Here is a 23240-nt window from a genome sequence, read left to right on the forward strand (position 1 = left end):
CGTGCCGGAGACCCACGTCACCGAGGGCATCCACGATGAGCGCCACCGCGACGGCTCGCTGCGCGCCCGCGGGCCGGTCGTGGACGGCCGCCCGCACGGGTACTTGGAGTGGTTCCGGCTCGACGGCACCCGGCTGCATTCTGGCACGTTCGAGCACGGGCGCCAGGTGGGGGAGTGGACCACCTACGACCGGACGGGCGCGCCGTACCGGACGACGACGGTGCGCTGACGGCGCTCAGCCGGCCGGCACGCGGGCGACGTCCCGACCAGCCCGATCGCCGGACCTCCGGGGGCCGGAGGAGGTCCGTCCGCCCGATCAGTCGTCGACCAGCACGACCTCGTACCGGTCGGCCGTCGGCGGGATGCCGGTGTCGAACTTGGCGTTCACCACCGCCAGCAGGCCGTCGTACCGGGTAGCCGTCGCCGGGGTCTGGAAGTCCTCGTCGGTGATGACCTCGACCACGGACCCCGAGGCCAGGTCGCGGCTCAGCCGCACCTGGGTCACCCGGTCGGCGTTCTGCACCGCCCACAGGTCCCGGCCGTGCAGCACGAGGCCGCCCACGGTCGGCACGCTGACGCCCTCGACCGCCGCGCTCGCACCGGTCTCCGGATCGACGGTGTACAGGGCGCCGTGGGCCGAGTGGGCGACGATGAGCGTGCCGCCGTCGCGGGTCGCGACGATCCCGTTGAGGTTGAACTCGTCGGTCGTCTTGGCGGCCGGGCCGGTGAGCGGCAGCGCGCGCGGCTCCCCCAGCTCGCCGTCGTGGCCGATCGGCAGGAAGAAGAGCTCGGCTCGGCGACTGTCGGTGATCCACGCGCCGTCCGGTGTGACGGCGACCTCGTTGATCACCGTCGTCAGCGGGACGGCGTCGGGTGGGGAGGGCGGGGTCAACCGGACCGTGGCGACGGTGGCGCCCGACCGCGTGTCGTACACGGACACCACACCGGTGAACCCGCCGGCGACGAAGAGCAGGCCGTGTCCATGGTGGACGGCCATGCCGGCGGCCATCGCGCCCTCGGGGGCGTCGATGAACAGCTCCGCCGTCCGGGCCTCGAGGTCGCCGCGGAAGACGTCGCCGCGGAACAGGTCGCTGGCGTAGAAGGTGCTGCCCTCGCCGAGGGCGATGCCCTCGGCCGACCTCGCCCCGGGGAGGACGATCACGTCGTCGGCCTCCGCCGCCGCGGCCGGGGAGACCGCGGTGGCCATCAAACCGAGGACGGCGGTCAGGAGCAGGGGCGTCCCGCGCGGCCGGCCGGCTGTCGTTCGCCTCGTGACGGACCCGGGCATCGGTGCCTCCGGTCGGCGCTGTGCGGTCAGCTCGTCACCCTCCACTGTGGCCCCACTGCGGCGTGGGGAGAAGGGCCGCGGACACATCTGGGGCCGACCTGCGCCACGGGACGGGCCGACCGCTCACCACGCCGACCGAGCACCCCGCCGGCCTCCCGCGGGGAGTGCGGCCTGAGTCGTTCCCGGTGCCCCTGGCGGCCATGGCCGCCTGCCTGGCGCTTCCGGTCCCCGAGCGCCGTCCACGCGCGCTCCACGGGGCGCGAGCTCCGGCCATCCTCCACCCTTGTGCGCTGCGACACGCGGGGGCCTCCTTGCGCGTCGTCCACGCGTTGGTGACGTCCCGGTGACGCTGTGCGCCCACCCTGGCCCCACGAGGATCTCGATCTGGGTAGGAGCGCCCTCCGGTGATCGTCCTGGCGTTGTGCTCCCGGGCCGTGGGCTGCGCCCTAGCGAGTCGACGCGCAGCGACCGGCTCGGCACGCCGGGTGGGGTGACCTCATGCGACAGCCGCTCGGCCGGGGCGGATCCGGCACCCACCTCGCAGGTCGGTGGCGCACCGGCCGGTGTCGGTGCGGTGACCGTGCGCGCTCCGGCTCGAGTCGGGTGCCCGTGCCTGCGCTCCAGCCCCGTCGGCGCGTGCTGTGGCCTTCCGGCGGTGCTGGTGACGACGCGGCATCCGCTTCGCGCGCCCTAGCGGCTCACCGAGGTCCGCCGACGCGGCTCCCGTGTCTCTCCTGCGCGGGAGTCTCGCCTACGGCTGGTTATGGGTGTAGGGCTGAAGCGTGAGCGGTCGGGGCACCGACTTCTTCATCAGTCACGCCGGCCGGGACACCGCGTGGGCCGAGTGGCTGGGCTGGCAGCTGCAGGAGGCCGGCTACTCCGTCGAGCTGGACGTGTGGGACTGGGCGCCGGGAGAGGACTTCGTGGCCCGCATGGCCGCGGCACTGGAGTCCGCCGACCGGGTGCTGGCGGTGTGCACCGAGGCCTACTTCACGTCGGTGTACGGCGGCGCCGAGCTTCGGGCCGCCTTCGCCGGCCACCGCATGGCGGACGCGGGGCGGATCGTTCCGGTGCTGGTCGAGCCGGTCACCCTGCCGGCGCTGTACGCGCCGCTGATCCACCTGGACCTCACCGGCCTGGACGAGGCGGCGGCGGCGGCCCGGCTGCGGGCGCGGCTGGCCGGCCTCCGCCCGACCGGCCCACCACCGTTCCCCCGCCGGGGTCCACCCGTCGACCGACCGGGGTTCGCCGGCCGCCTGCCGGAGGTGTGGCGGATGCCGCCGCGCAATCCGCGGTTCACCGGCCGGGACGGCATGCTGGCCGAGCTGCGCCGTCGGCTGCGCGCCGGCGAGGGCACGCTGGTGGTGCAGGCCCTCTACGGGCTGGGCGGGGTGGGCAAGACCCAGCTGGTGATCGAGTACGCGCACCGGTTCGCCGCCGACTACGACCTGGTGTGGTGGCTCGACGCCGAGCAGCCGGTGCTCATCGCCGACCAGCTCGCCTGCCTGGCCGTCCGGCTGGACCTGCCGCCTGGTCCGACGGTGGCCGACACGGTCGAGCGGCTGCTGGCGGAGCTGTGCGACCGGGACCGGTGGCTGCTGGTCTTCGACAACGCCAACCACCCCCAGGACATCGCCGGCTTCCGGCCCGGTGGCGCCGGGCACGTGCTGGTCACCTCCCGGTTCCCGGGCTGGGGAGCACTGGGTGGCCGGCTGGAGGTCGACGTGCTGGCCCGCGCGGAGACGATCGCGCTGCTGCGGGCCTGGATCCCGGAACTGGACGAGGAGCTGGCCGACAAGCTCGCCGCCGAGCTGGGTGACCTGCCGCTGGCCGCTGCGCAGGCCGCCGGCTACCTGGAGCAGACCGATCTGCCGGCGATCGACTACCTGCGCCGCTTTCGCACCCGCCGAGCCGACCTGCTGGCCCGCGGCGACGTGCTCGGCTACTCCGGCCGGGTCGACACGGCCTGGGCGCTGTCGGTCGAGCGACTCCGCGGGGAGGACCCGGCCGCGGTGCAGCTGCTGGAACTGGCCGCCTTCCTCGCCCCCGAGCCCGTCCCGTCGACCCTGTTGACCGGCCACCCGGAGCTGCTCGACGAGCCGCTGCGCACCACCGCCACCGATCCCGACGCCCTCGCCGACACCGTGGGCGCGCTGGTCGGCTACTCCCTGGCCCGCCGCCATCCCGACGGATTCGTGGTCCACCGGCTGGTGCAGTCGGTCATCCGTCAGCGGCTCTCCGTCGAGCGTCAGCAGTCCACCGTCACCCAGGTGCTCGCGCTGCTGGCCGACGCATCCCCCGGCGACCCGGAGGACCCGGCCTGCTGGCCGGCCTACGCGCAGCTCGCTCCGCACGTGCTCGCCACCGCCCCGCTCGGGGACTCCTCCTCCGACGGCCGGCACCTGGTCCTGGACACCACCGACTATCTGCAGGCCAGAGGGGACGTGCACGGCAGCCGGGTCGTCTGCGAAGAGCTGCTCGACCGCTGGCGGTCCGTCCTCGGGCCCGACCACCCGGACACCCTCACCGCCGCGAGCACCCTCATGGCCGCTCTCGACCAGCTGGGCGAGAAGGACGCGGCCCGCACGCTGGGCGAGGACACCCTGAAGCGCTGCCGCCGGGTGCTCGGCCCGGACCACCCGACGACCCTGAGGCTGGCCGCCGCCCTGATCCTGACCCGCGTCTCGATGGGTGCGGAGGAGGCGGGCCGGGCCCTGGGCGAGGACACCCTGGAGCGCTGCCGCCGGGTGCTCGGCCCGGACCACCCGACCACCCTGTCGGCGGCCACCAACCTCGCCCTCGCCCTGGCATCGGCGGACGACGTGGAAGCGGCCCGGGCCCTCGGCGAAGACATTCTGGAGCGCCACCTCCGGGTGCTCGGCCCGGACCATCCGAACACCCTGTGGACGGCCGCCGCCCTGGTGAACGCCCTGAAGAAGGCGGGTCAGGCGGAGGAGGCCCGGGCGCTGGGCGAGGAGACTCTGCAGCGCGCCCGCCGGGTGCTCGGCCCGGACCATCCGGACACCCTGTGGGCGGCCATCGCCCTGACCTTCGCTCTGGCATCGGTGGGTGAGGGAGCGGCGGCCCGGGCGCTGGGCGAGGACACCCTGCCGCGCTGCCGCCGGGTGCTCGGCCCGGACCACCGGAACACCCTGTGGGCGGCGGTCGCCCTGACCGACGCCCTGGCAGCGGTGGGTGAGGGAGAGGCGGCCCGGGCCCTGGGCGAGGAGACCCTGCAGCACTCCCGCCGAGTGCTGGGCCCGGGCCACGTCATCACCCGGGACGCCACCGTTGCCCTGGCTCACGCTCTGAGCAGGTCGGGTGAGGCGGATCAGACCGGTGTCCGGGCACGTCGACCCGACGAACCCCTCGGGTGAGCGGCCGGCCCAGGGCGGAGCCGCACATCCGCCCGGCCGTTCGAGACGACGACGATGGGCGGACGGCGGTCAGCCGGCCGGCACGCGGGCGACGTCCGCGTAGAGCTGGGTCACCCGGTCGACCAGCCGCTCGTGCGAGCGGCTCGCGGCCAGGCTGCGTCCCCGCTCGCCCAGCCGCCGGGCGGCCTCGGGGTCGAGCAGCAGCGACACCAGGGCCCGGGCGAGGTGCTCGGGCTCGCCCGGCCGCACGAGCAGCCCGCTGCCGCCGTCCTCGACCAGGTCCGGCAGCCCGCCCACCCGGCTGGCGACCACCGGCACCCCGGCGGCCATCGCCTCGCACACCACCAGCGGGGAACCGTCGGCGCGCGAGGGCACGGCCAGCACGTCGAGCCCGCCGACCAGGCGCGGAGCGTCGGACCGGTGGCCGGTGAAGGTGACCGTCCCGGCCAGACCCAGCACCGTCGCGCGGCGCTCGAGCTCCGGTCGCAGCGGCCCGTCGCCGATCACGAGGAACGCCACCTGCGGGACGACGGCCGACACCAGCGCGGCGGCCCGCAGCAGGACGTCGACGCCCGTGTCGGGGACCAGCCGGCCGACCAGCCCGACCGCGGGGCGCCCGGGCACCGCGGGCGGACCGCCGACGGTGGGGAGCGCGGCCGCCGCGGGCAGCAGCATCTCGATGCGGTCCGGCGCCACCCCGTGGTCGGTGACGAGCCGGTCGCGGATCGCGGTGGACGTGGCGAGCACGCGGTCGGCGCGCCGGTAGACCAGGCCGCTGAGGGCGCGGGCGCGCTGGTCCCGCCACGGCCCCTCGGTGTGCTCGGTGATCACGAGCGGCACCGCCGCCCCCCGGACGGCGTGTGCGGCCGCGGCCGCACTGGCGAACAGGTGGGCGTGGACCACGGCCGGGTGGAGTTCGGCGACCAGCTCGCGCAGCACCCGCTCGGGCCGGCCGGCAGCCCGGCGTCCGGGCGGCTGGTCGAGCAGGACGGTCACCGGGACCCCGGCGTCGGCCAGGGCCGCGGCGCCGCCCCCGCCGGTCGTGCAGGCCACGTGCACCGGCCGGCCGCGCCGCCGCAGGGCGACCGCGAGGTCCACGACGCAGCGCTGTGCGCCGCCGCCGTCGAGGGAGTCGACGACCAGGAGCACGGGCCCTGGCGTCTCGGTGCTGCGCGGACAGGCGGGGCTGTCGAGCCGGGAAGCGGTCATGGGTCACTCCGGAGAGGACGGGACCCGCGGCTGGGGTGCCTGCCGACGGTATCGGCTCGACGCGGTCGCACGACTCGTCAGCGGCCCAGGGATCGGCGGGGGAGGTGGAGCGGGTGACGGAACGGCATCCGCATGGCCGGCCTCGGGCAGCCCCGTCACCCGGCGACAGCCGCGCCTCGGGTCAGGGTCCTCGACACCCCGTGACCCCGCCTCGTCCCCCAGTGGCACCCAATCTGGTACTGGGACGCCGAACCAAGGTCTGGTGCCCGGTGTTCACGCCGATCGACCGCGCAGAGGCGCGCTGACCGATCGGGCGGAACACGAGGCTGAGAGGTCCTCGACCAGAGGGAGCAGCCGGGGTGGATCCCTCCACCTGACGGCAACGGTCGCAGGAAGCTCTGACTGGGTGGCTCATGGACGTCGATCCGGTGCCGGCCGCGGTCACCGCCTCGCAGTGACGTCCCTGCTGGTGGGCGGCCCGGGACTGCGACGTGCAAGTGTCAACGAGGCGGTTGAACCGGTGAGGGGCGCCTGCTCAGCTGCCAGGTGGCCCAGGGGGTCGGTGATCGCGACTGCGCGCTGGCGCCGATCGCCCTGCCCAGGCGGGCTCGACTTCTTCGGGGCGATCAGCGAGACTCCGTTGGCCTCAACAGTCCGGGCTCGAACAGCGGGGCCCGGTCACCGGTCGTGAAAGAGGGTGGACGTGACCGGGGAGGGGAGGAGCCCCGCGAGCTCCACACCGATCGCGCTGATCGACCGGGTGGCTCGGGAGCTGCTGGCCAAGCAAAGTGTCGACGACGTTCTCCAGTACGCCGTGCGGCTCGCCAACGAGAGCATCGGAGGAGCGAGCAGCGTCAGCATCGCGCTCGTGGACAAGCAGCGGACGGTCTCTACCGCCGCCTCCTCGAACGGACTGGCCAGCGCAGGCGACGCATTGCAGTACCAGTTCGGCGAGGGACCGTGCCTGGATGCGGTGCGGATCTCTGACGTCGTCCACACTCGTGACCTGAGCGTCGAGCGGCGTTGGCCCCGCTGGGGGCCGACGGTTGCCGCCGATCTCGCGGTGCGGAGCATGCTGTCGCTCCGGCTCTACACCCACCAGGGCACGATGGGCTCGGTCAACATCTACGGCCGCGACGTCGACGCCTTCGGTCCGGACGCGATGTCCGTGGCAGGCAGTTTGGCGGTGCAGGTCGCGGCCGCCTACGAGCGGAGTCTCGACCGGCACCACCTCGAGCGGGCGCTGGTGACCCGGAACCTCATCGGGCAGGCTCAGGGAATCCTCATGGAGCGCCACAAGATCACGGCGGCCCGGGCGTTCGAGGTGCTGGCCAACGCCTCTCAGCGAAACAACACCAAGCTGATCGACGTCGCCCGGCGGGTCGTCGACACGGGGGTCAGTCCACCGCACGCCACTCGCTGAGGTAGGAATCGACCGCGACAGGGCCGCGGGTGTGCCCAGCTGCTGCGGCTTGGCGTTGGTAGCTCGAGGGTGGGACGTCACTCACAGGTAGGGCTGCCCCCGCGGGCCGGGTTCACGACCGACGGGCCTCACCGAGAGTTGCCCCTGGAGCGGTGCTCGGCTGGGCCGCCCTCGGCTACACCTTGGCCGCGGAGCGGTACCGCGTTGGGTCGGCTTCCAACTCCCGACGCCGGTAGTCGGGGTCGACGGGGCGAGCAGGGGGAAGTCAGGGACGCTCAGGACGCTTGACGGGCAGGTCCAGCGGCAGCTGTGCAGGGGGTTCGGGTTCGAGATCCACGTGGCCTCGGTATGGGGCCAGGCTGGGACAGCCCACTTCCCACAGGGCCTCGTTGAGGGCGTGGGCGAGGACGTTGTGCTCGGGGTCCGGCCACGTGGCGGTCCCGGCGAGGTAGGCGGCGACGGGGAGCTGCCGGCAGTTTCCGCCCAGCTCGATGTACCGCCACCACAGGTCGGGCAGGGGCAGGGCACCCAGACGCCAGGCGAGGACGGTGAGCGAGCAGACAGAAGCGGTGGGGGCGTGCACTGCAGAACCTCTCCCAGGGAGATGTCGCGGTCGAGAGGACATGCCGGGCTCGCATGCCGTGGAATGGGTCCGGCGCCCGCCGACCGGACACTCGTACTGATCGGAAGGGCACCGGCGATGCGCCGACGATCGGCTCTCGGCGGCGGTGCACGGCGCGGCTGCCGGCGAACTCGTCCCGACTTCTCGCTCGTGAGCGGTCGATGACGCCGCCAGTGGGGCTGCCGCGAGGCTCGACAGAACAGTCCTCCCGCCAAGCGGAGCCCTGCAGTGTCCACACCTGACGTCGGCGGTGAGCCGTCGCGCGATCCGAGAATCGCCGTCGCCGAACTGAGCAAGATCATGCTGGGAGCAGCAGTTGTCCGAGACGTTGGCCCGGGTCGCCGAGCTGGCCAAGCAGACCATCCCCGGCGCAGCCGAGGTATCGGTGACCCTCCTGCACGACGACAAGGTCGCCAGCGTGGTCTTCACCGGCTCGTCGGCCGCCCAGCTCGACGAACGCCAGTACGAGGCCGGGTTCGGCCCGTGCGTCGACGCGGCCTCTCCGGCACCACCATCGCGATCGACAACACCGCCGACAGCCCCGCCTACCCGGATGTCGCGGGGATCGCCCGCCGCCACGGCATCACCTATGCCCTGTCGACCGGGCTGCCGGTGCAGCGGCGGACCATCGGCGCGCTGAACATCTACGGCACGGACGAGGCTGCCTTCAACGACACGACCAGGGAGCTGGCCGCCGCCTTCGCCTCGTACGCGGCGGTGGCGCTGGCCAACGCCGACCTCTACACCAGCACGGCCAACCTGGCCGCCAACCCGCAGCGCGCCCTCGACTCCCGGGCCGTCATCGACCAGGCCAAAGGCATCCTGATGCGCCAGCACCGCATCTCTCCCGACGCCGCCTTCGACCTGCTCGTGCAGCTGTCCAACACCGCCAACCGGAAGCTCCGCGAGATCGCCCAGGACGTCGTCGACGAAACCCAGCGCACCCCTCCGGCCTGACCGGCAGACGCCACCGCCCGGCCAGGGTGGGGCCGACCGCCCGCCGGGACACACCTCACCTGTCGGCGTCACGAGCCGCCCGTCACCGGCTGGAGGTCCTCGTGCCCGAGGGTGCCGGCGACCACTGCCTCCGCAACGCCGGTCAGATGTAGTCCGGCCCGCCGGGCGTGGCTACGCATGCGGCTGAACGCGTCGCCCACGCTGATGCCCGCGCGTGCCGACAGCACGCCCTTCGCCTGCTCGATCAAGATCCGGCTGTGCAGGGCGGCCTGCAACTGCTCGGCGAGCACGACCTGATCGTGCAGTGCCCGCTCGTGCAGGAGGCCGATGGTGGCGATGTCGGCCATGCCCTGGGCGACGGCGAGGTGGTCGGCGGTGAGGGCTTTCCGCTCCACGGTGAACAGGTTCAGCGCGCCCAGCACCTGGCGGCGCAGCCGGAGTGGTAGCGCGTGGCTGTAGGTGAATCCGCTGCCTAGCGCCGCCTCGGTGAACACCGGCCACCGGCTGCTGGAGTCGGCCAGGTCCACGTTGGCGATCACCCGCCCCGTGGCGAAGCAGTCCAGGCAGGGGCCTTCCGCCCGCTGGAGCTCGAAGAGCTCGAGCAGCCGGGCGGACTCGGTCGTGTATGCGACGACCTGCAGGTGGCCGCGCTGGTCGTCGAGCATCAGGCCGGCGGCGTCGGTGTCGACCAGTTCCACGCAGCGCTCGGTGAGCATCTGCAGGAACTCGACGACGTCGAACTCCTCCACGAGGGTGTCCGCGAGCTCGACGAAGACCTCCGCGAGGCGTTGTTCTCGCGCCATCATTTCCTCCCGCCCCGGTCGACCGGGTTCGCCGTCTGTCCGGTCACCGCGTCCTGCTCTCAACCATCGTCGTCGGCCTGCCCGAAGTCGACCGCCCCGTCGAGGACGTCCCGCGCCAGGTCACGGAGCGGCCGTCCCTCGGCGAAGGCCCGGGCCCGGAGCAGGACCAGCGCCTCGGCCAGCCCGACGCCGGCCTGGACCGAGGCCACGCCCGTGGCCTGGTGCACCTCGGCCCGCTCGTCGAGCACCGGGACCGCACCCGTCACGGGCGCCCCGGCCTGCGCATGCAGCAGGACCAGCGTCGCCGCGTCGGCGAAGGACAACGCCTCGGTGAGCTCATCGCCGGACAACGGGCCGGCGCGGTCGCGGTAGAGGTCCAGCACGCCGACCCGGATGGCGCCCACCCGCAGCGGGAACGCGAAGACGGCGCGGACGCCGGCCTCCAGCGCTCCTCCGGCGAAGGCCGGCCAGCGCAGCGGCGCGGTCCGGGCGAGGTCCGGCTGCAGCACCGGGCGGCCGGTCTGCGAGGCGTCCACGCACGGGCCTTCGCCCAGGGTGAACTGGAGCTCTTCGAGCTCCATCGCCGCGCCGTCGGTCGCGGCGATGATCCCCGCCGGACCCTCGTCGGTCATCAGGGCCAGGCCCACACCGCTGACCGGCAGGGCGCGAACGCACGCGGCGGCCAGGCTGGTCGGCAGATCGGTGCCGTTGGGGGACTCGACCCAGGCCGCGCTGAGGATCTCGTTCACCCGCTTCGACGCCACGTTCACCTCCGGGCTGTCCCGACGTAGCCGGCATGTCGCCGGCGGGCGTGCTCAGCCTGACCGTGCCGGGCGGTTGCGCAGCACCACCGTCGTGCCCCGTGCCCCGACGCTGAGCACCGTGTCGGCCAGGACGTCCATGAGGCGCAGCCCACGGCCGCGGTCGCTCGCGCCGGAGGGAGCCCGCCAGCGGCCGTGGTCCTGCACCACGATGCCTGCCCAGTCCTCGCCGACCTCGGTGAGCACATCGAAGTAGCGCTGGTCGGAGGACCGGGCGTGCTCCACGGCGTTGGCGGCGGCTTCGCAGGCGGCCAGGGTCAGGTCGTCCAGATCGTCGGCGGGAAGGCCGGTGGTGTCGAGGAGCGCCCGCAGCTCCAGCCGCATCGTCCGGACCGAGCTCACTGCTGACGGCCAGCGCCACTGGCGCCGCTCCCACCACGGTGGTCCGGGCGACGATGTGACCAGCAGCGGCCACGGCCGCGGAGCGGATCCTGGGTAGGCGACCGGGGCGTCGCGGCCGGTCCGCATGCTGAGCCCGCGAAGGATCGGAACGAGTTCGGGTGGTGCGGCGGTCGTGCGCCGATGGCCGTCGGTGCTCGATGCCGGTGTCCCGGGAAACGGCGCGGGCGCGGTGCCTGCCGGGGCCTCCGGAAAGGCCTGACGTCGTGGCCGCCCAGGCGTGTGGCCCCCGGACGCCCGGTGGCCGTTGGAGCGGTGTGCGTGGCCGTCAGGGGAGTGGAAGTAGCCGGCTAGTTCCTCTGCCCGCTCCGGGGTCAGGCGGCCGACGAGCTCCTCCGTGTCGGGGGCGCGTCGGACGTCGGCGACGGCGTAGGGCAGCTGCAGACAGCCGTCGAGCCGGCGTGCGGCTGCCAGGGGGACCACGACCACCGGGCCCCGCTCGCACGCGACGATGACCCAGGCCGGCTCGTAGCTCTGCGGGTTCAGCACCACGTCGACGATGCGCCCCACGTGCTGGGTGACGGAGTCCACCACCTGCCCTCCGTTGCCCAGCACGGCACGGAGCTGCTTCCCGGTTATCACGGTGTCCACCCGGACGGCCCGGTCAGCGCGGCGCGCGCGAGACTCGATGACCGCCGCCCGTCGCACCTCCGAGCCCGGGCGACGCCCGCACGCCGCGCGGGACCGGACCTGCGACCCGAGGAACCGGTGGCCACGGACGTACGCACGGCACTCTCCCCATGAAGCCGGTGAGGTCGCCGGGTCCGGGGCCACCCATGAGCGGAAACGCCGCTCCCAGGTCTCGGATCCTACGCCCTCGACTCGTCGACGGTCGGACGGCCGGGATCTGGCAGGGCATGCTGAGGCCTGCCCGGGGACACGGCGTTGCCCTACGGGTGGGCTGTGTCAAGGATCTTGGCCAGATCCCCGGAGTTGATCACGCCGCGGTGGTCGTCGCGGCGTAGTTGGCGAGCGGCTCACTTCCGTCCGGGAGCCCTGCAACGGACAGTGCCCATCGTGATCATCGTCCACGGCACCCGAGCGTTCCGGGACCGAGTCCCGGGACCGGCCGCCGGGGCCGGACGAAACGTCCACAACAATGCTCGGCGCCTGGTACGCCACCGTGCTCCGGTGGCGCCGCCCGGTCGTCCCGTTCGTCAACGAACGAACACTGCTGCCGCTCGTCATGCCGCTGGCCCCTGCCAAGACGCTGCTGCACCGACTCGCCGACGCGCTCGCCGAGCTGCTGTCCGCCCACGGCGTGCCCGCACCTCTGATCGAGGCCGAACACGTCGACGCGCTGGACCACCGAGGGGCCCCGACGGCCAACCGCAGCCTGGTCGGCGTCATGAACGAATTCGCGTTCCTCGCCGGCGCGCACCGGGCTGAGCGGCCCGACCTGATGCGCCTCTCCCAGCGGCTGGCCACAACCCCCTGCGGGCCGCTGTTCCAGCGACACATCAGCCCCGACCGGGAACTCGCGGCCCTCATCACCGGACCGTCTGCTCCGGCGAGGCCGTGCCTCCGCGCCTCTTCGAGGACGTGGCAGATGTCGGTGTTCGGGTCCTCGCCGCTGTCGAGGGTGCCGGCCGTGTCTGTGTCAGTCGGTCAGCGGGGCCCGTCGAGGGTCGTCGAGCAAGCCACTCCTGTTCAGGTGCTGCGCGTCGCGTGGTTGACGCGGGGCGCAGTGGGTATGCCGCGCCGATCCTGGAGCCTCACGGACTCAGCTGGGCGGTCCGGCTCCATCTCTTCGGTCTTCGAACCGCGGCCAGGAAGAGGTCCGGATGGGTGCTGGCGAGCGCGTCACCTGGGAGACCTGTCCGAGGTGCGGGCTGTCCGCAGCTGTCGGCTGGCGCGACGGCGCCCTGGTCGCCGTTGACTGCCCCGGCGGCTGCCGGCTGACTGCCGCGGACTTCTCCCGGCGAAGGGCGAAGTGGCTCCGTTTCCGGCCCCCAGTCCCGCCTGAGCCGACCGCGGGTCGAGCCGCGCGGGTGGCGGCCGGTCCGACCGGCTCCTCGTCGCGGTCGGACCTGGGGATGTCCCCGTGACACGATGCCCTCAGTGCGCCTCCTCAGACGTCCACCACCTCTGGCGGGCCGACATGGCGCACTTGACGCTGATCGACCAGTGGAAGTGCTCCGACACCCGGTGTGGGCACCGCTGGGACACGACGGTGACCTACGCGCAGCTCCAGGACGCGAACCTGGCCAGGTCCGGACCGGCGGTCGGCGACGAGGTTCCGGTCGGCCGGCAGGACTCTGGCGCGGTGTCCGACTCGGGGTGAGTTCGAGCAGCGCGATGTCCCCGCCCGGTCGTCGGCGTCAGGTTCACTCCGTGATCCGCTGGCACTCCGCACACCGGGAGACGGCCCCGACGTCGTGCCAGTCCATGTCGGCGATCGCGGTGACCAGGACGCCGCAGACTGACGCGGCGAGCCCGTCGACGACGGGCCGGGCGACGGCGTGGGCCAACGTCACCGCGCGGCGCAGGTCCCGGCCGTCCCGGTGCGGGTCGTGCTCGACCGACGCGACGTGGGTGCCGGTCACGTACAGGCTGGTCGTCATGCCCCCAGCGTCGCCTTGCTACATGACGCGGGTGCTACGGCTGCGCAGCGATCCTGCGATCGACCGCGGGTCGCGGCGGGCGTGTCGCCCGAACGTGGACACAACAGCTGACGCCGTGTTCGCCGGGACGACGACCAGCGGCACGGCGATCCGCTTCACCGACGCCAGCGGCGAGACGTCCTCGAGCCGGGCGCGGTCACTCTCCGGGTGCCGTCCGGCCGGGCACGGGATCGCGGCGTAACCGGCAGTTCACGCCGCGGGCCGGGTGGTGACACACGGAAAGACCATCATCCGTGCCGTATCGGGCGGCGGCGCATGGTCGCCCGATACGGACTGGTGCCCGACCGCCGCACCCTTTCGGAGGGCCTTGTGAGCGAGACAACGCCCCGACCAGCCGCGCGGCTGGCACCTACGGTCGCCCTTCGTGCACGTGCAGCGGTGGTCGCGTGACCGCCTATCTGCCGATCGAGGAGCACGGGATCATCGGTGATCTGCGCACGACGGCTCTGGTGGGGACCGACGGCACGATCGACTGGTACTGCCCGGGCCGGTTCGATGCTCCCTCCTTATTCGCTGGGCTGCTCGACGCCCGGCGGGGCGGGTCCTTCTCGCTGTCGTGTCGCACAGCGGTCCGACCCAAGCAGCTGTACCTACCCGACACCAACATCCTGCTGACCCGCTTCCTCGGGGCGGAGGCAGTGGGGGAGGTCGTCGACTTCATGGTCCCGGAGACCAGCAGCGTGGCGGTGCCCCGCGATCTGTTGGTGCGGCGCGCGAGCGCGGTCCGCGGGCGGGCGACGTTCGAGCTGTCCTGCCGGCCGGCATTCGACTACGGCCGCGTCTCGCACAGCGTTGATGTCGTCGAGGGCGTCGGTGCCGTTTTCCGGTCCGCCGCCGGGTCGTGTGTGCTGCGCACGTCCGTGCCGCTCAAGGTCGACGACGGCGGCGGTGTGGAGGCCACGTTCGTCCTCGACGAGGGCGAGGGTGTGGATCTCGAGCTGGAGTGGCGCGGCGAGGTGCGGCCGCTCGAGCCCGGGCAGACGGAACGGCACTTCGAGGAAACTTCCCAGTTCTGGCAGCAGTGGGTCGCTCAGTCCCGGTACCGGGGTCGCTGGCGGGAGACCGTGCAGCGTTCCGCGTTGACCCTGAAGCTGCTCGTCTACCACCCCACCGGCGCGCTGGTCGCCGCGCCGACGACCTCACTGCCCGAGGAACTCGGCGGCACCCGGAACTGGGACTACCGGTACGCCTGGCTGCGGGATGCCGCGTTCACCACGTACGCCTTGATGACGCTGGGCTTCCTCGACGAGGCCGCGGCCTTCATGGACTGGATCCAGCAACGCTGCGAGACCGCGACCCGGGAGCGGGACGTCATGATCATGTACGCGGTTGACGGCGGTGAACACCTTCCCGAGACGGTACTCGACCATCTGGAGGGCTACCGCGGCTCGGCGCCGGTCCGGATCGGTAACAACGCCGTCGGACAGCGGCAGCTGGACGTCTACGGGGAACTGATGGACTCGGTGTGGCTCTACAACCGCGAGGTGCCGATCTCCTACGACCTCTGGACCGGGCTGTCCAAGCGGCTGGACTGGCTGGCGCAGCACTGGCAGGAACCCGACGAAGGCATCTGGGAGGTCCGTGGCCCCCGCCAGCGCTTCACGTATTCGGCGCTGATGACCTGGGTCGCCTTCGAGCGGGCCGGCCGGCTCGCCCGGGACCGCGGGTTGCCCGCCCCCGTGTCCAAGTGGCGCAAGCTGGCCGGCGCGGCGTATCGCTTCGTCCAGGACGAGTGCTGGGACCCGGCCAGGGGGGCGTACATGATGCATCCCGGTAGCACCGCCCTGGACGCCTCGCTGCTGTGCATGCCCCTGGTCAAGTTCTCCGGTCCGACCGACCCGCGGTTCCTGTCCACGCTGGACCGGATCGGCGAGCAGCTGGTGTCCGACAGCCTCGTCCACCGGTACGCCATGACCGGGCACGACGGGCTGACGGGGACGGAGGGAACCTTCAACCTCTGCTCGTTCTGGTACGTCGAGGCGCTGACCCGGGCCGGCCGGACCCGAGAGGCGCGGATGGTATTCGAGAAGATGCTCACCTACGCCAACCACGTCGGCCTCTACGCCGAGGAGATCGGCCCCTCAGGCGAAGCACTCGGCAACTTCCCGCAGGCCTTCACCCATCTCGCACTGATCAGTGCCGCGGTCAATCTCGACCGGGCACTGGGTGTCAGCTGACCGACACGTGACCAGTGACCGCCCCCTGAGGAACGCCCGGCACAGCGTCGGCGCGGATGGGTCCGGGCCGGTGCTCGGAGGGCTCGACGCGGCCGGATGGTCATCCTCCTCCGGGCGTTCCGTACACGCCTCCGGCGCTGACGGCCGGCCGTCGGGAGGAGCGGAGCGCGGCATCGACCTGCATGGGGGGCGCGAACCGGTCCTCTGCGGCCGGTGCCCGAGCCGTGCGCCCGTGGAGAGCGCTGCAGCGCGGTGGTCCCGAGGACGCCTCGGCTGCGGCCCTCGACCACGCTGCGGGGGTCCACGTCCTCTCTAGCCCCGCACGTGTGGGTGCTGCTCGTCCGGTGGATCACGCCCAGCGCTCTGGCGTCCGGGAGCTGTTCGATGACCTGCCGGGACAACTGGCGGCACTCCGTCCGCATGAAGCCGAGGCCCAGCTGGTCGTGGACGACCCGGTGGACCCGCCCGGTCCGGAGTCGTCAGCACTGCGGAGTCAATGGCCGTGCCCGCCGGACCTCGGGAGCCGCCTTCCCGTCCGGACGCCGGTGACGGTCGGCTCACCGCTGCGAGCGCGGTCCACCCGGTCGCGGTCGGCCCGGCCGGCGCCGCGCAGGGGACCGGTCAGGCCGACCCCTCCGCGGACGGCGTAGCTGCGGGGGGCGGTCCGCGTGCAGGTGGGGCAGGACGCGGCGTGCGTCGCCTCTCGCATGGGGCGTTGGAGGTCGAAGGGGCCACATCGAGAGCAGCGGAACTCGTAGGCCGGCACGGTGCCCCTCTCGGTGGGGTTGGCCGATGGCCCGGGGCCGGTTGGGCCCGGAGCACCGGTGGGGGGTCACTCGGCGGTCAGGTCGCGCCCGCCGCCGGCGCCGCTGGGAAGGATGTTCCGGTCGAAGATGGACAGCGGGATGCTGAGGGACACGGCGCTGTTGGGGATGTCCACGACGCCGCCGATGCGTCCTTCGATGGGGGCGGCCCCGAGGAACAGGTAGGCCTGCTCGAAGGTCCAGTCCATGGCGGGCATCAGGTAGTTGATGGCGTTGAGGCAGGCCTGGCGGTAGGCGACGGTGGCGTTCATGTAGTAGTTCCGGCCGTCCTCCACGCTGATGCCCTCGAAGGTGAGGAACTCGGAGTAGTTCGGGCCGACGCGGCCGGGCTTGAAGAAGGGCATGGTCTGCGTGTAGCGGTCCATCCCGCCCTTGATCAGGTCGAAGTGCAGGTCGATGAAGCCGGGCATCTCGATGGCGCCGCAAAAGGTGATCTCGCCGTCGCCTTGGGCGAAGTGCAGGTCGCCGATGGAGAAGTTGGCGCCGGGAACGTAGACGGGCATGTAGACCCGGCTGCCGACGCCGAGGTCTTTGATGTCGACGTTCCCGCCGTGTTCGCGGGGCGGGATGGTGCGGCATGCCACCGCGGCGGCCTGGTCGAACGCGCTGCCGGACAGGGTGCCCAGCAGCGCGTCCTGGGGCAGCGGAGGGAGGGCGAGGGCGGGGACCTGGGGTGCGCCGGGGACGTCGCCGGGGTGGGCGGGAGCGTCGCCGGTGACCCGGTCGGGGTTGGCGTCGATGAGGGCCTGCTCGCGGCGGTTCCACTCGGTGAGCAGATCTGGGGACGGGGCGCAGCCGAAGAGGCCGGGATGGGAGTTGCCGATGAAGCGGACGCCGGGCACGTGCCGGGAGCTGGTCCAGATGCCGTCGAAGTCCCAGATCGCCTTCGACGCCTGGGGGGAGTAGTCGGTGAGGAATCCGCCACCGTTGTCCTTGGCGAACACCCCGGTGTAGCCCCAGGGCTGTTCCTGGAACGGCCCGATGTCGACGATGTCGACGACCAGCAGGTCACCGGGCTCCGCGCCTTCGATGGCGAACGGACCGCTGAGCATGTGGCAGGGGTCGATGTTCATGTCTCGGATGTCATCGGCGTCGTCGCTGTTGCGGACCTGGTTGTCGGTCCAGTCCTTGCACTCGATCCGGTACGAGGCGCCGGGCTTGACCGTCGCCGCCGGTGGGATGTCCGGGTGCCACCGGTTGTGCCCGGGCACCACCTGATCGCGCATCGACACACTCAGGTCACGGCTGACCTCGAAGATGACCTCGGGCACGGGGGACTCCTTCGTTGCGGTGCTGGACGGGGTCACGGAAGGAATGTGGTCCGGCAGCCTCCGGCCGGCGGGGCCGCCACGTCACAAGCCGGAGCGGGGCGCCCCTGTGCCGGGGTCGATAGCGCGGCTCGACGTTGCCGGGTCCACCCAAGGCTCCTGGCGCTGTGCCGGATCCAGCGTGCCGGGGCACCGACCGGTCGCCGGGATTCCCGCTGTCACGGGGTCGGCTCCGTGGTGACTGCTTGCGGGGAGGCGGACGCCGGCTGCTCCTCCGGCAGGACGTGTTCGCCGGTCCGGTCGGTCGACAGGCACAGGGAGCAGATGTGCGCGCCGTGCGCCTGGCAGGCGACCATGTCGGGACGCTCGTAGTCCTGGCCGCAGACGTGGCACGTGAGCACCTGGTCGGAGGGGTTGCCGTCCTCGTCGTACATCGGCAGGTCGATGCCGTCGTCGGTTCGCCGCAGGTACCAGCGGCCACGGGTGGCCACGGCGATGATCGGGGGCAGCACGAGGGCCAGGACGATCGCCACCAGCGGTGAGTAGGGGCGGAGGGTCTCACCGAGGCCCCCGAAGAAGACCAGGATCGAGATGCCGGCGGAGATGAGCATCGACCCGAAGCCGACCGGGTTGACCGCGTAGAGCATGCCGCGACGGAACTCCGGCTTCTTGGGGGAGATGCCCAGCAGGTACTTGTTGATCGCGATGTCGCTGGCCACGACCACGACCCAGGCGATGCCGCAGTTGGCGTAGAACCCCAGGATGGTGTTGAGGAAGTCGAACATGTTCGCCTCCATCAGCACGAGCGCGATGAGCAGGTTCACGCCGAGGAAGACCAGCCGGCCCGGGTAGTGTCCGGTGACCCGGGTGTAGGAGTTCGTCCAGGCCAGGGACCCGGAGTAGGCGTTGGTGACGTTGATCTTGACCTGGCTGATCACCACCAGGACGACGGCCAGGGTCATCGCCAGCCAGGCGGGCACGAGGTCCTGGTAGATCTCCAGGAACTGGTGCACCGGCTGGTTGGCGATCGCTGCCGCGCCGGCGACGTGCGCAATGAGGTACACCGCCAGGAAGAGGCCGATCACCTGCTTGGCCGCACCGAACAGCACCCAGCCGGGGCCGGCAAGGAGGACGGCGGCCCACCACCGGCGCCGGTTGGCTGCGGTCTTGGGCGGCATGAACCGCAGGTAGTCGATCTGCTCGGCGATCTGGGCGATCAGTGAGAGACACACGCCGGCGGCCAGCAGTGCCGAGCCCACGCTCGGCGCCGTGTCGTCCTCGCCCTGGTAGGCGAAGAAGTCCCCGACCGACTCCGGGTGGCTGATCACGAGGTAGGCGAATGGCAGGACCATGAGCACCAGCCACAGCGGCGTCGTCCACACCTGCAACGTGGCGAGTGCCTTCATGCCGTAGATGACGAGCGGGAAGATGATCACGGTGGACAGGGCGTACCCCAGCCACAGTGGAATGCCGAGCCCGAGTTCCAGTCCCTGGGCCATGATGGCGCCCTCGAGGGCGAAGAAGATGAAGGTGAACGTCGCGAAGATGACGTTGGTGACGACCGAGCCGTAGTAGCCGAAGCCGCTGCCGCGGGTCACCAGGTCGAGGTCCAGGTTGTAGCGGGCCGCGTAGTAGGCCAGCGGGAAGCCGGTCAGCAGGACGACGACGGCGAAGATCGCGATGCCCCACAGGGCGTTGGTGGTGCCGTAGGCGATGCCGATGTTGGCGCCGATCGCGAAGTCGGCGAGGTAGGCGATCCCGCCGAGGGCGGAGATGGCGACGACTCCTGGCGTCCACCGCCGATAGTGCCGTGGAGCGAACCGGAGGGTGTAGTCCTCCAGCGTCTCCCGGGTAGCGGCGTCGACGCTTCGACCGGTGGCGTAGTCCGGGGCCGACGAGCCGGCCGGGGGCGGATTGTGGACAGCCTCGCGCTGAGCCATCTGGAATCTCCTGAGTAGGCGGGAGAGCGATGAATGCGCGCGTCCCTGCGTGCCAGGAGAAAACTAGGCGTCGCGTGATTCCCGGCGATGTACCCGCCGTTTCGTGATCGCCCGGAATTGTTTACCCGCTCCGAGTTGCGATCATGGCCCGCTGCTGCGTGGCCCAGTGATGTGGTCACGCGCCGCCAGTCGGCGGAGATGCTTCCACCGGCCACCGCCGTGGCGCCGCTGAGCTCGTCACCCTGGCCTGTGGACTGACGGCCTGGATGCAGACGCTTGCCCCGCACGGCCTCCCGGCACACCGGTGGGAGCTCGAACGGCTGCGCACCCGGCTCTTCACCGTCCCTGCCAGGCTCGCCCGCAACGGACGGCGTGTCCCGCGCCGAGTCCGAGGGAGGCTCTCATGGGTCGGGAGGATCAAGTCCTCGGGGGCACCGCAGACCGCCCGGACGTGAACCGTGTCGCGGGACACCTGCGACAGGTGTCCCGGGACATCGCATTGGAGCGGGTGACGGGAATCGAACCCGCATGGCCAGCTTGGAAGGCGGGACGCTGCGGGACTGTCTGCGCTGGTCAGCGGCATATTTGGGTGTCTGGACAGGCCCGCGTGACCACTATGTGACCAATCGCCACTCGGGCTACTGCGGCCGCTCGTTGCCGTCGCGCGCCTCGGTGATCGCACCCAGCATGGCGTCGAGCGCGCGGGCGATGTCGGCGTCGCGGTCGTCAGCGGCATGCTGGTATATGAGCGCAGCGGCGGGGGAGGAGTGGCCCAGCCGGCGCATGAGCTCCTTGGTCGTTGCGCCGGTGGCCGCGGCCAAGGTCGCGCCGGTGTGGCGGAGCTCGTGTGGCCTGACCGCCGGTAGCCCGGTGGCGTGAGCCGCGCGGCGGAAGGTCGAGTTCCAGTTGCTGCGGGCCAGGTAGCCGCCGGAACTGGTGGAAAACAGGAGGGCGTCTGGAGAACTAAGGACGTGCTTCTCCAGGTGCTCCTCCAGTACCGCTGCGACCGCGGCGGGGAGGGTCACGGTGCGTTGTCCGGCGTCGGTCTTCGGTTCGCCGACCACCCACCGGCCGCCGACGCGACGGACCGAGCGCTCGATGCGCACTCGGCCACCGGCCAGGGCGTCGGACCGGCGAAGCGCGGTGGCTTCACCGAACCGCAGACCGCCGAAGGCGAGGACAAGCAGCAGTGCGCGGTAGCGCTCGGTCCGCCGGTCTCGCCCCAGTTGTTCGGCCAGCTGCAGGGCCTCGGCTGCGGTGAGTGCGCGGGAGGGGCGGGAGGCCTTCGGTGTGCCGGCACCGCGCAGCCTGCACGGATTGGAGGAGATGACCTCGTCGGCGACCGCGACGTTGAGTATGGCGCGCAGTAGCCGGTACGACTGAGCCAGCGCTGTCGGGCCCGACGTCCGGCTGGCCTTGCTGTGCCAGGAGCGGACGGCGGCCGGGGTGACCTCGTCGACGGGGACGTCAGCCCATGCCTCACGGAGATGGTGGCGCCACAGCCCCGCGTAGAGGATGCGGGTGCTTTCGCGGAGGTCGTTGCGGGCGAGGTAATCATCGGCGTACTCGCCGACGGTGCGGTGGACGGCGTTCGGAGCGCGCCAGCTCTTGCGGAGGAGGTCGGTCTGCTGGCTTGCCAGCCAGGCCCACGCGTCGGCCTTGGCGTTGAAGACCTTGGCGTGGCGGCGGCCGTCGGGGCCGACGTACCGGGCGCGGTAGCGGCCGCTCGGGAGTCGGTCGACCGACCCGAAGGTCCGCTTGGCCATGCTGCGACCGTGCCCGGAGCGTCAGCGGTTGTCCGCCGTCGTCACCGCTGACTGTGGACACGGCCGGCGTCCACAAAGGCGTCTAGCGTCGACCGCTCCAGGCGCACATACTTGCCGACTTTGACGAAGGCGATGCGGCGCTCGGTGATGAGCCGGCGGATGAACCGTTCACCGGTGCCGAGGTACTCGCCGGCCTGGGCGATGCTCAGCAGCGGACCCCGGTCGCGATCCTGACCTCGGGCCGGTCGTGTCGTCATGGGGTCGAGCGTCGCGAGAGTCCCCCGGTACTTCTCCTGTAGTCCTCCGGTAATCCTCCTGTTCGCCCTTCCGGTCACCGGCGCACCGTGTGATCATCGAGAGCGATGAGCGCGGATGCCGGCTTCGAGGTAGTGGTGGGTGCCGACGGCGGCATCGCACCCGAGGAGCTGGCGCGTCACGGTGTTCGGCCGGGCGCGCACCTGCGCATCGTGGCCGAGGTCGACCGCTCCCCGATCCGACCGGCCTATGGCGCGCTCCGGGGGCAGCTCCCTGGGGTGTCCTGGGAGGACTTCGAGGCGGCCAGCCGCCTGGCCGTCGAGGACGTCGAGTCCGGTCCTACATTCCCCGACCGGTGAGGGCCGTCGCCGATACGCATGCTCTCGTCTGGTTCCTCGAGGCCGATCAGCGCCTGAGCGTGAGGGCCCGAGAGGTTCTCGAACAAGCACAGCAGGACCCCGACGGCGGCATCGTCGTCTCGGTGGCCAGCCGCCTCGACCTGCACTACCTCCAGCGGTCCGGTCGGTTCAGCCCGGCCGAAGTCCAGCACTGGTGGGCGGTCACCGAGGATCCGAGCTGGAACATCAGCTCGGCCGCGATCACGGGCCCCGTCGTGGCGCACTTCGACTCGGCGAGACTGGCCGCGCTCCGGGACCCCTGGGACCGGCTAATCACGGCCACGGCGATCGACCTCGGCATCCCGCTGGTCACCAAGGACCGAGCTATCACCGCGGTCGCGGAGACCGGTGCCGTCGAAGTCGTGTGGTGACCGGACCATTCCAGCCGCGACGGGCACTCGCGGACCACCTCGCCGAGCGCCTGATCCTGCCCTCCTCGGCGCGTCGGGCAACCCGTCACAACGAGTTCTCCCAGCCGGAGTGCATGAGGTGTATCGGTTTGCGATCTTGAATCGCCGCCTTTGGGGATGAGAATGCTCCGGTCGTCCGGCGACGTCGGAACACACTGGCGCGGGAGAGCCCGTTGAGGTGTATGGCGCGGGGTCCTCGGGTGCCTCTGATTGCTGCTGCGAGCGCGTGGGTCTGTGTCCTGGCAGAGGACCCTCCGGACGGCGTCCACCGACCGTCGTCAGGGAGGAAGTGGTCGCGGTGGAGGTGCTGTTCGAGCGGGTCGCCGGGCTGGACATTGGCAAGGAGTCGCTGACCGTCTGCATGCGGATCCCGGGCCCCGGCGGTCGCCGGGTGAGTGAGACCCGGACGGTCAAGACCACCACCCGCGCGCTGGGGGTGATGCGGAACTGGCTGGATGAGCACGGGGTGACGATCGCGGCGATGGAGTCGACCTCGACCTACTGGAAGGCGCCGTTCTACTGCCTGGAAGAGGTCATGGAGGTCTGGCTGCTCAACGCCGCGCACATGAAGGCCGTCCCCGGGCGCAAGACCGACGTCAAGGACGCCGAGTGGATCGCCCAGCTGCTCGAGCACGGCCTGCTGCGCCCGTCGTTCGTGCCGCCGCCGGGGATCCGCCGG

Annotated in this window: 21 protein-coding genes and 1 pseudogene; 10 read left to right on the top strand and 12 right to left on the bottom strand. The window is 71.9% G+C overall.

Features of this window, described 5'->3' with window-relative positions; translation table 11 throughout:
- Nucleotide 1: 1 nt before the first annotated feature.
- Entirely contained in the window at nt 2-229 is a 228-nt protein-coding gene (locus tag BLW63_RS19305) for a toxin-antitoxin system YwqK family antitoxin (protein WP_211517186.1), read from the top strand.
- 87 nt (nt 230-316) lie between these two features.
- On the opposite strand, the gene BLW63_RS19310 is transcribed toward BLW63_RS19305, so the two are convergent.
- Nucleotides 317-1288, bottom strand: a complete 972-nt coding sequence (locus BLW63_RS19310) for an SMP-30/gluconolactonase/LRE family protein (RefSeq protein WP_091159881.1) — start codon at nt 1286-1288, stop codon at nt 317-319.
- 782 nt (nt 1289-2070) lie between these two features.
- Between BLW63_RS19310 and fxsT the strand changes: the two genes are divergently transcribed.
- The gene (gene fxsT, locus BLW63_RS19315) at nt 2071-4665 is read left to right on the top strand and encodes an FxSxx-COOH system tetratricopeptide repeat protein (protein ID WP_091159884.1); all 2595 of its coding nucleotides are present in this window, start codon (nt 2071-2073) and stop codon (nt 4663-4665) included.
- A gap of 69 nt (nt 4666-4734) precedes the next feature.
- Here fxsT and BLW63_RS19320 read toward each other — a convergent pair whose 3' ends face one another.
- Nucleotides 4735-5874, bottom strand: coding sequence for a glycosyltransferase family 4 protein (locus BLW63_RS19320; protein ID WP_091159886.1), 1140 nt, complete (start codon nt 5872-5874; stop codon nt 4735-4737).
- Between the two features lie 703 nt (nt 5875-6577).
- Here BLW63_RS19320 and BLW63_RS19325 point away from each other — a divergent pair.
- Nucleotides 6578-7297, top strand: coding sequence for a GAF and ANTAR domain-containing protein (locus BLW63_RS19325; protein ID WP_170856864.1), 720 nt, complete (start codon nt 6578-6580; stop codon nt 7295-7297).
- 265 nt (nt 7298-7562) lie between these two features.
- On the opposite strand, the gene BLW63_RS19330 is transcribed toward BLW63_RS19325, so the two are convergent.
- Nucleotides 7563-7880 carry a hypothetical protein gene (locus tag BLW63_RS19330; protein WP_091159892.1) on the bottom strand — a complete coding sequence of 106 codons (318 nt, stop codon included), beginning with the start codon at nt 7878-7880 and terminating at the stop codon, nt 7563-7565.
- A gap of 339 nt (nt 7881-8219) precedes the next feature.
- Between BLW63_RS19330 and BLW63_RS19335 the strand changes: the two genes are divergently transcribed.
- The gene (locus tag BLW63_RS19335; RefSeq protein WP_342028717.1) at nt 8220-8876 is read left to right on the top strand and encodes an ANTAR domain-containing protein; all 657 of its coding nucleotides are present in this window, start codon (nt 8220-8222) and stop codon (nt 8874-8876) included.
- A gap of 68 nt (nt 8877-8944) precedes the next feature.
- Here BLW63_RS19335 and BLW63_RS19340 read toward each other — a convergent pair whose 3' ends face one another.
- From BLW63_RS19340 to BLW63_RS19350, 3 genes are read right to left on the bottom strand one after another with little or no spacing between them, the layout of a single operon-like run.
- Complete coding sequence (locus BLW63_RS19340) at nt 8945-9679, bottom strand: GAF and ANTAR domain-containing protein (RefSeq protein WP_091159895.1); 735 nt, start codon at nt 9677-9679, stop codon at nt 8945-8947.
- Nucleotides 9680-9738: 59 nt separating this feature from the next.
- On the bottom strand, nt 9739-10443 hold the full coding sequence (locus BLW63_RS19345; RefSeq protein WP_091159898.1) for a GAF and ANTAR domain-containing protein: 705 nt from the start codon (nt 10441-10443) through the stop codon (nt 9739-9741).
- 51 nt (nt 10444-10494) lie between these two features.
- On the bottom strand, nt 10495-11481 hold the full coding sequence (locus BLW63_RS19350) for an ATP-binding protein (RefSeq protein ID WP_139263677.1): 987 nt from the start codon (nt 11479-11481) through the stop codon (nt 10495-10497).
- 508 nt (nt 11482-11989) lie between these two features.
- Between BLW63_RS19350 and BLW63_RS29015 the strand changes: the two are divergent.
- A pseudogene (locus tag BLW63_RS29015) lies at nt 11990-12778 on the top strand (DUF6933 domain-containing protein); the annotation flags it as partial.
- Nucleotides 12779-13226: 448 nt separating this feature from the next.
- Here the strand turns inward: BLW63_RS29015 and BLW63_RS19365 are convergent.
- On the bottom strand, nt 13227-13463 hold the full coding sequence (locus BLW63_RS19365) for a hypothetical protein (protein WP_091159907.1): 237 nt from the start codon (nt 13461-13463) through the stop codon (nt 13227-13229).
- Between the two features lie 94 nt (nt 13464-13557).
- Here BLW63_RS19365 and BLW63_RS27000 point away from each other — a divergent pair, with 94 nt between their 5' ends.
- Together BLW63_RS27000 and BLW63_RS19370 are read left to right on the top strand one after the other, a co-directional pair.
- Nucleotides 13558-13704, top strand: a complete 147-nt coding sequence (locus BLW63_RS27000; protein WP_170856865.1) for a hypothetical protein — start codon at nt 13558-13560, stop codon at nt 13702-13704.
- 205 nt (nt 13705-13909) lie between these two features.
- Nucleotides 13910-15700, top strand: a complete 1791-nt coding sequence (locus BLW63_RS19370) for a glycoside hydrolase family 15 protein (RefSeq protein WP_091159910.1) — start codon at nt 13910-13912, stop codon at nt 15698-15700.
- A 493-nt stretch (nt 15701-16193) separates the two neighbouring features.
- Here the strand turns inward: BLW63_RS19370 and BLW63_RS29020 are convergent, their stop codons facing one another.
- The 5 genes from BLW63_RS29020 to BLW63_RS19400 form a co-directional block, all read right to left on the bottom strand.
- The gene (locus tag BLW63_RS29020; protein WP_091159913.1) at nt 16194-16466 is read right to left on the bottom strand and encodes an FmdB family zinc ribbon protein; all 273 of its coding nucleotides are present in this window, start codon (nt 16464-16466) and stop codon (nt 16194-16196) included.
- A 66-nt stretch (nt 16467-16532) separates the two neighbouring features.
- Entirely contained in the window at nt 16533-17795 is a 1263-nt protein-coding gene (gene fmdA, locus BLW63_RS19380; RefSeq protein WP_091159915.1) for a formamidase, read from the bottom strand.
- Between the two features lie 215 nt (nt 17796-18010).
- A complete protein-coding gene (locus tag BLW63_RS19385; protein WP_211517188.1) occupies nt 18011-19732 on the bottom strand; it encodes a purine-cytosine permease family protein in 1722 nt (573 codons plus the stop codon).
- A gap of 638 nt (nt 19733-20370) precedes the next feature.
- Complete coding sequence (locus BLW63_RS19395) at nt 20371-21498, bottom strand: site-specific integrase (protein WP_091159921.1); 1128 nt, start codon at nt 21496-21498, stop codon at nt 20371-20373.
- A gap of 41 nt (nt 21499-21539) precedes the next feature.
- Complete coding sequence (locus BLW63_RS19400) at nt 21540-21755, bottom strand: excisionase family DNA-binding protein (protein WP_091159924.1); 216 nt, start codon at nt 21753-21755, stop codon at nt 21540-21542.
- A 105-nt stretch (nt 21756-21860) separates the two neighbouring features.
- Between BLW63_RS19400 and BLW63_RS27005 the strand changes: the two genes are divergently transcribed.
- The 3 genes from BLW63_RS27005 to BLW63_RS19410 form a co-directional block, all read left to right on the top strand.
- Nucleotides 21861-22112, top strand: coding sequence for a hypothetical protein (locus BLW63_RS27005; protein WP_170856866.1), 252 nt, complete (start codon nt 21861-21863; stop codon nt 22110-22112).
- Entirely contained in the window at nt 22109-22522 is a 414-nt protein-coding gene (locus BLW63_RS27010) for a type II toxin-antitoxin system VapC family toxin (protein ID WP_170856867.1), read from the top strand. Before BLW63_RS27005 ends, BLW63_RS27010 begins: the two co-directional genes overlap by 4 nt.
- A 337-nt stretch (nt 22523-22859) precedes the next feature.
- The coding region (locus BLW63_RS19410; protein ID WP_139263681.1) for an IS110 family transposase at nt 22860-23240 on the top strand (381 nt) is incomplete at its 3' end.

The sequence above is a fragment of the Geodermatophilus africanus genome (assembly GCF_900107105.1).
In the GTDB taxonomy this organism is placed as follows: domain Bacteria; phylum Actinomycetota; class Actinomycetes; order Mycobacteriales; family Geodermatophilaceae; genus Geodermatophilus; species Geodermatophilus africanus.

Excerpts from the sequence above, each read along its gene's own strand:
- BLW63_RS19335 (WP_342028717.1), top strand. The coding sequence starts at position 8,220 with ATGCTGGGAGCAGCAGTTGTCCGAGACGTTGGCCCGGGTCGCCGAGCT.
- BLW63_RS19365 (WP_091159907.1), bottom strand. The coding sequence starts at position 13,463 with ATGACGACCAGCCTGTACGTGACCGGCACCCACGTCGCGTCGGTCGAG.
- BLW63_RS19395 (WP_091159921.1), bottom strand. The coding sequence starts at position 21,498 with ATGGCCAAGCGGACCTTCGGGTCGGTCGACCGACTCCCGAGCGGCCGC.
- BLW63_RS19385 (WP_211517188.1), bottom strand. The coding sequence starts at position 19,732 with ATGGCTCAGCGCGAGGCTGTCCACAATCCGCCCCCGGCCGGCTCGTCG.
- BLW63_RS19400 (WP_091159924.1), bottom strand. The coding sequence starts at position 21,755 with ATGACGACACGACCGGCCCGAGGTCAGGATCGCGACCGGGGTCCGCTG.
- BLW63_RS27005 (WP_170856866.1), top strand. The coding sequence starts at position 21,861 with ATGAGCGCGGATGCCGGCTTCGAGGTAGTGGTGGGTGCCGACGGCGGC.
- BLW63_RS19340 (WP_091159895.1), bottom strand. The coding sequence starts at position 9,679 with ATGGCGCGAGAACAACGCCTCGCGGAGGTCTTCGTCGAGCTCGCGGAC.
- BLW63_RS19320 (WP_091159886.1), bottom strand. The coding sequence starts at position 5,874 with ATGACCGCTTCCCGGCTCGACAGCCCCGCCTGTCCGCGCAGCACCGAG.
- BLW63_RS19310 (WP_091159881.1), bottom strand. The coding sequence starts at position 1,288 with ATGCCCGGGTCCGTCACGAGGCGAACGACAGCCGGCCGGCCGCGCGGG.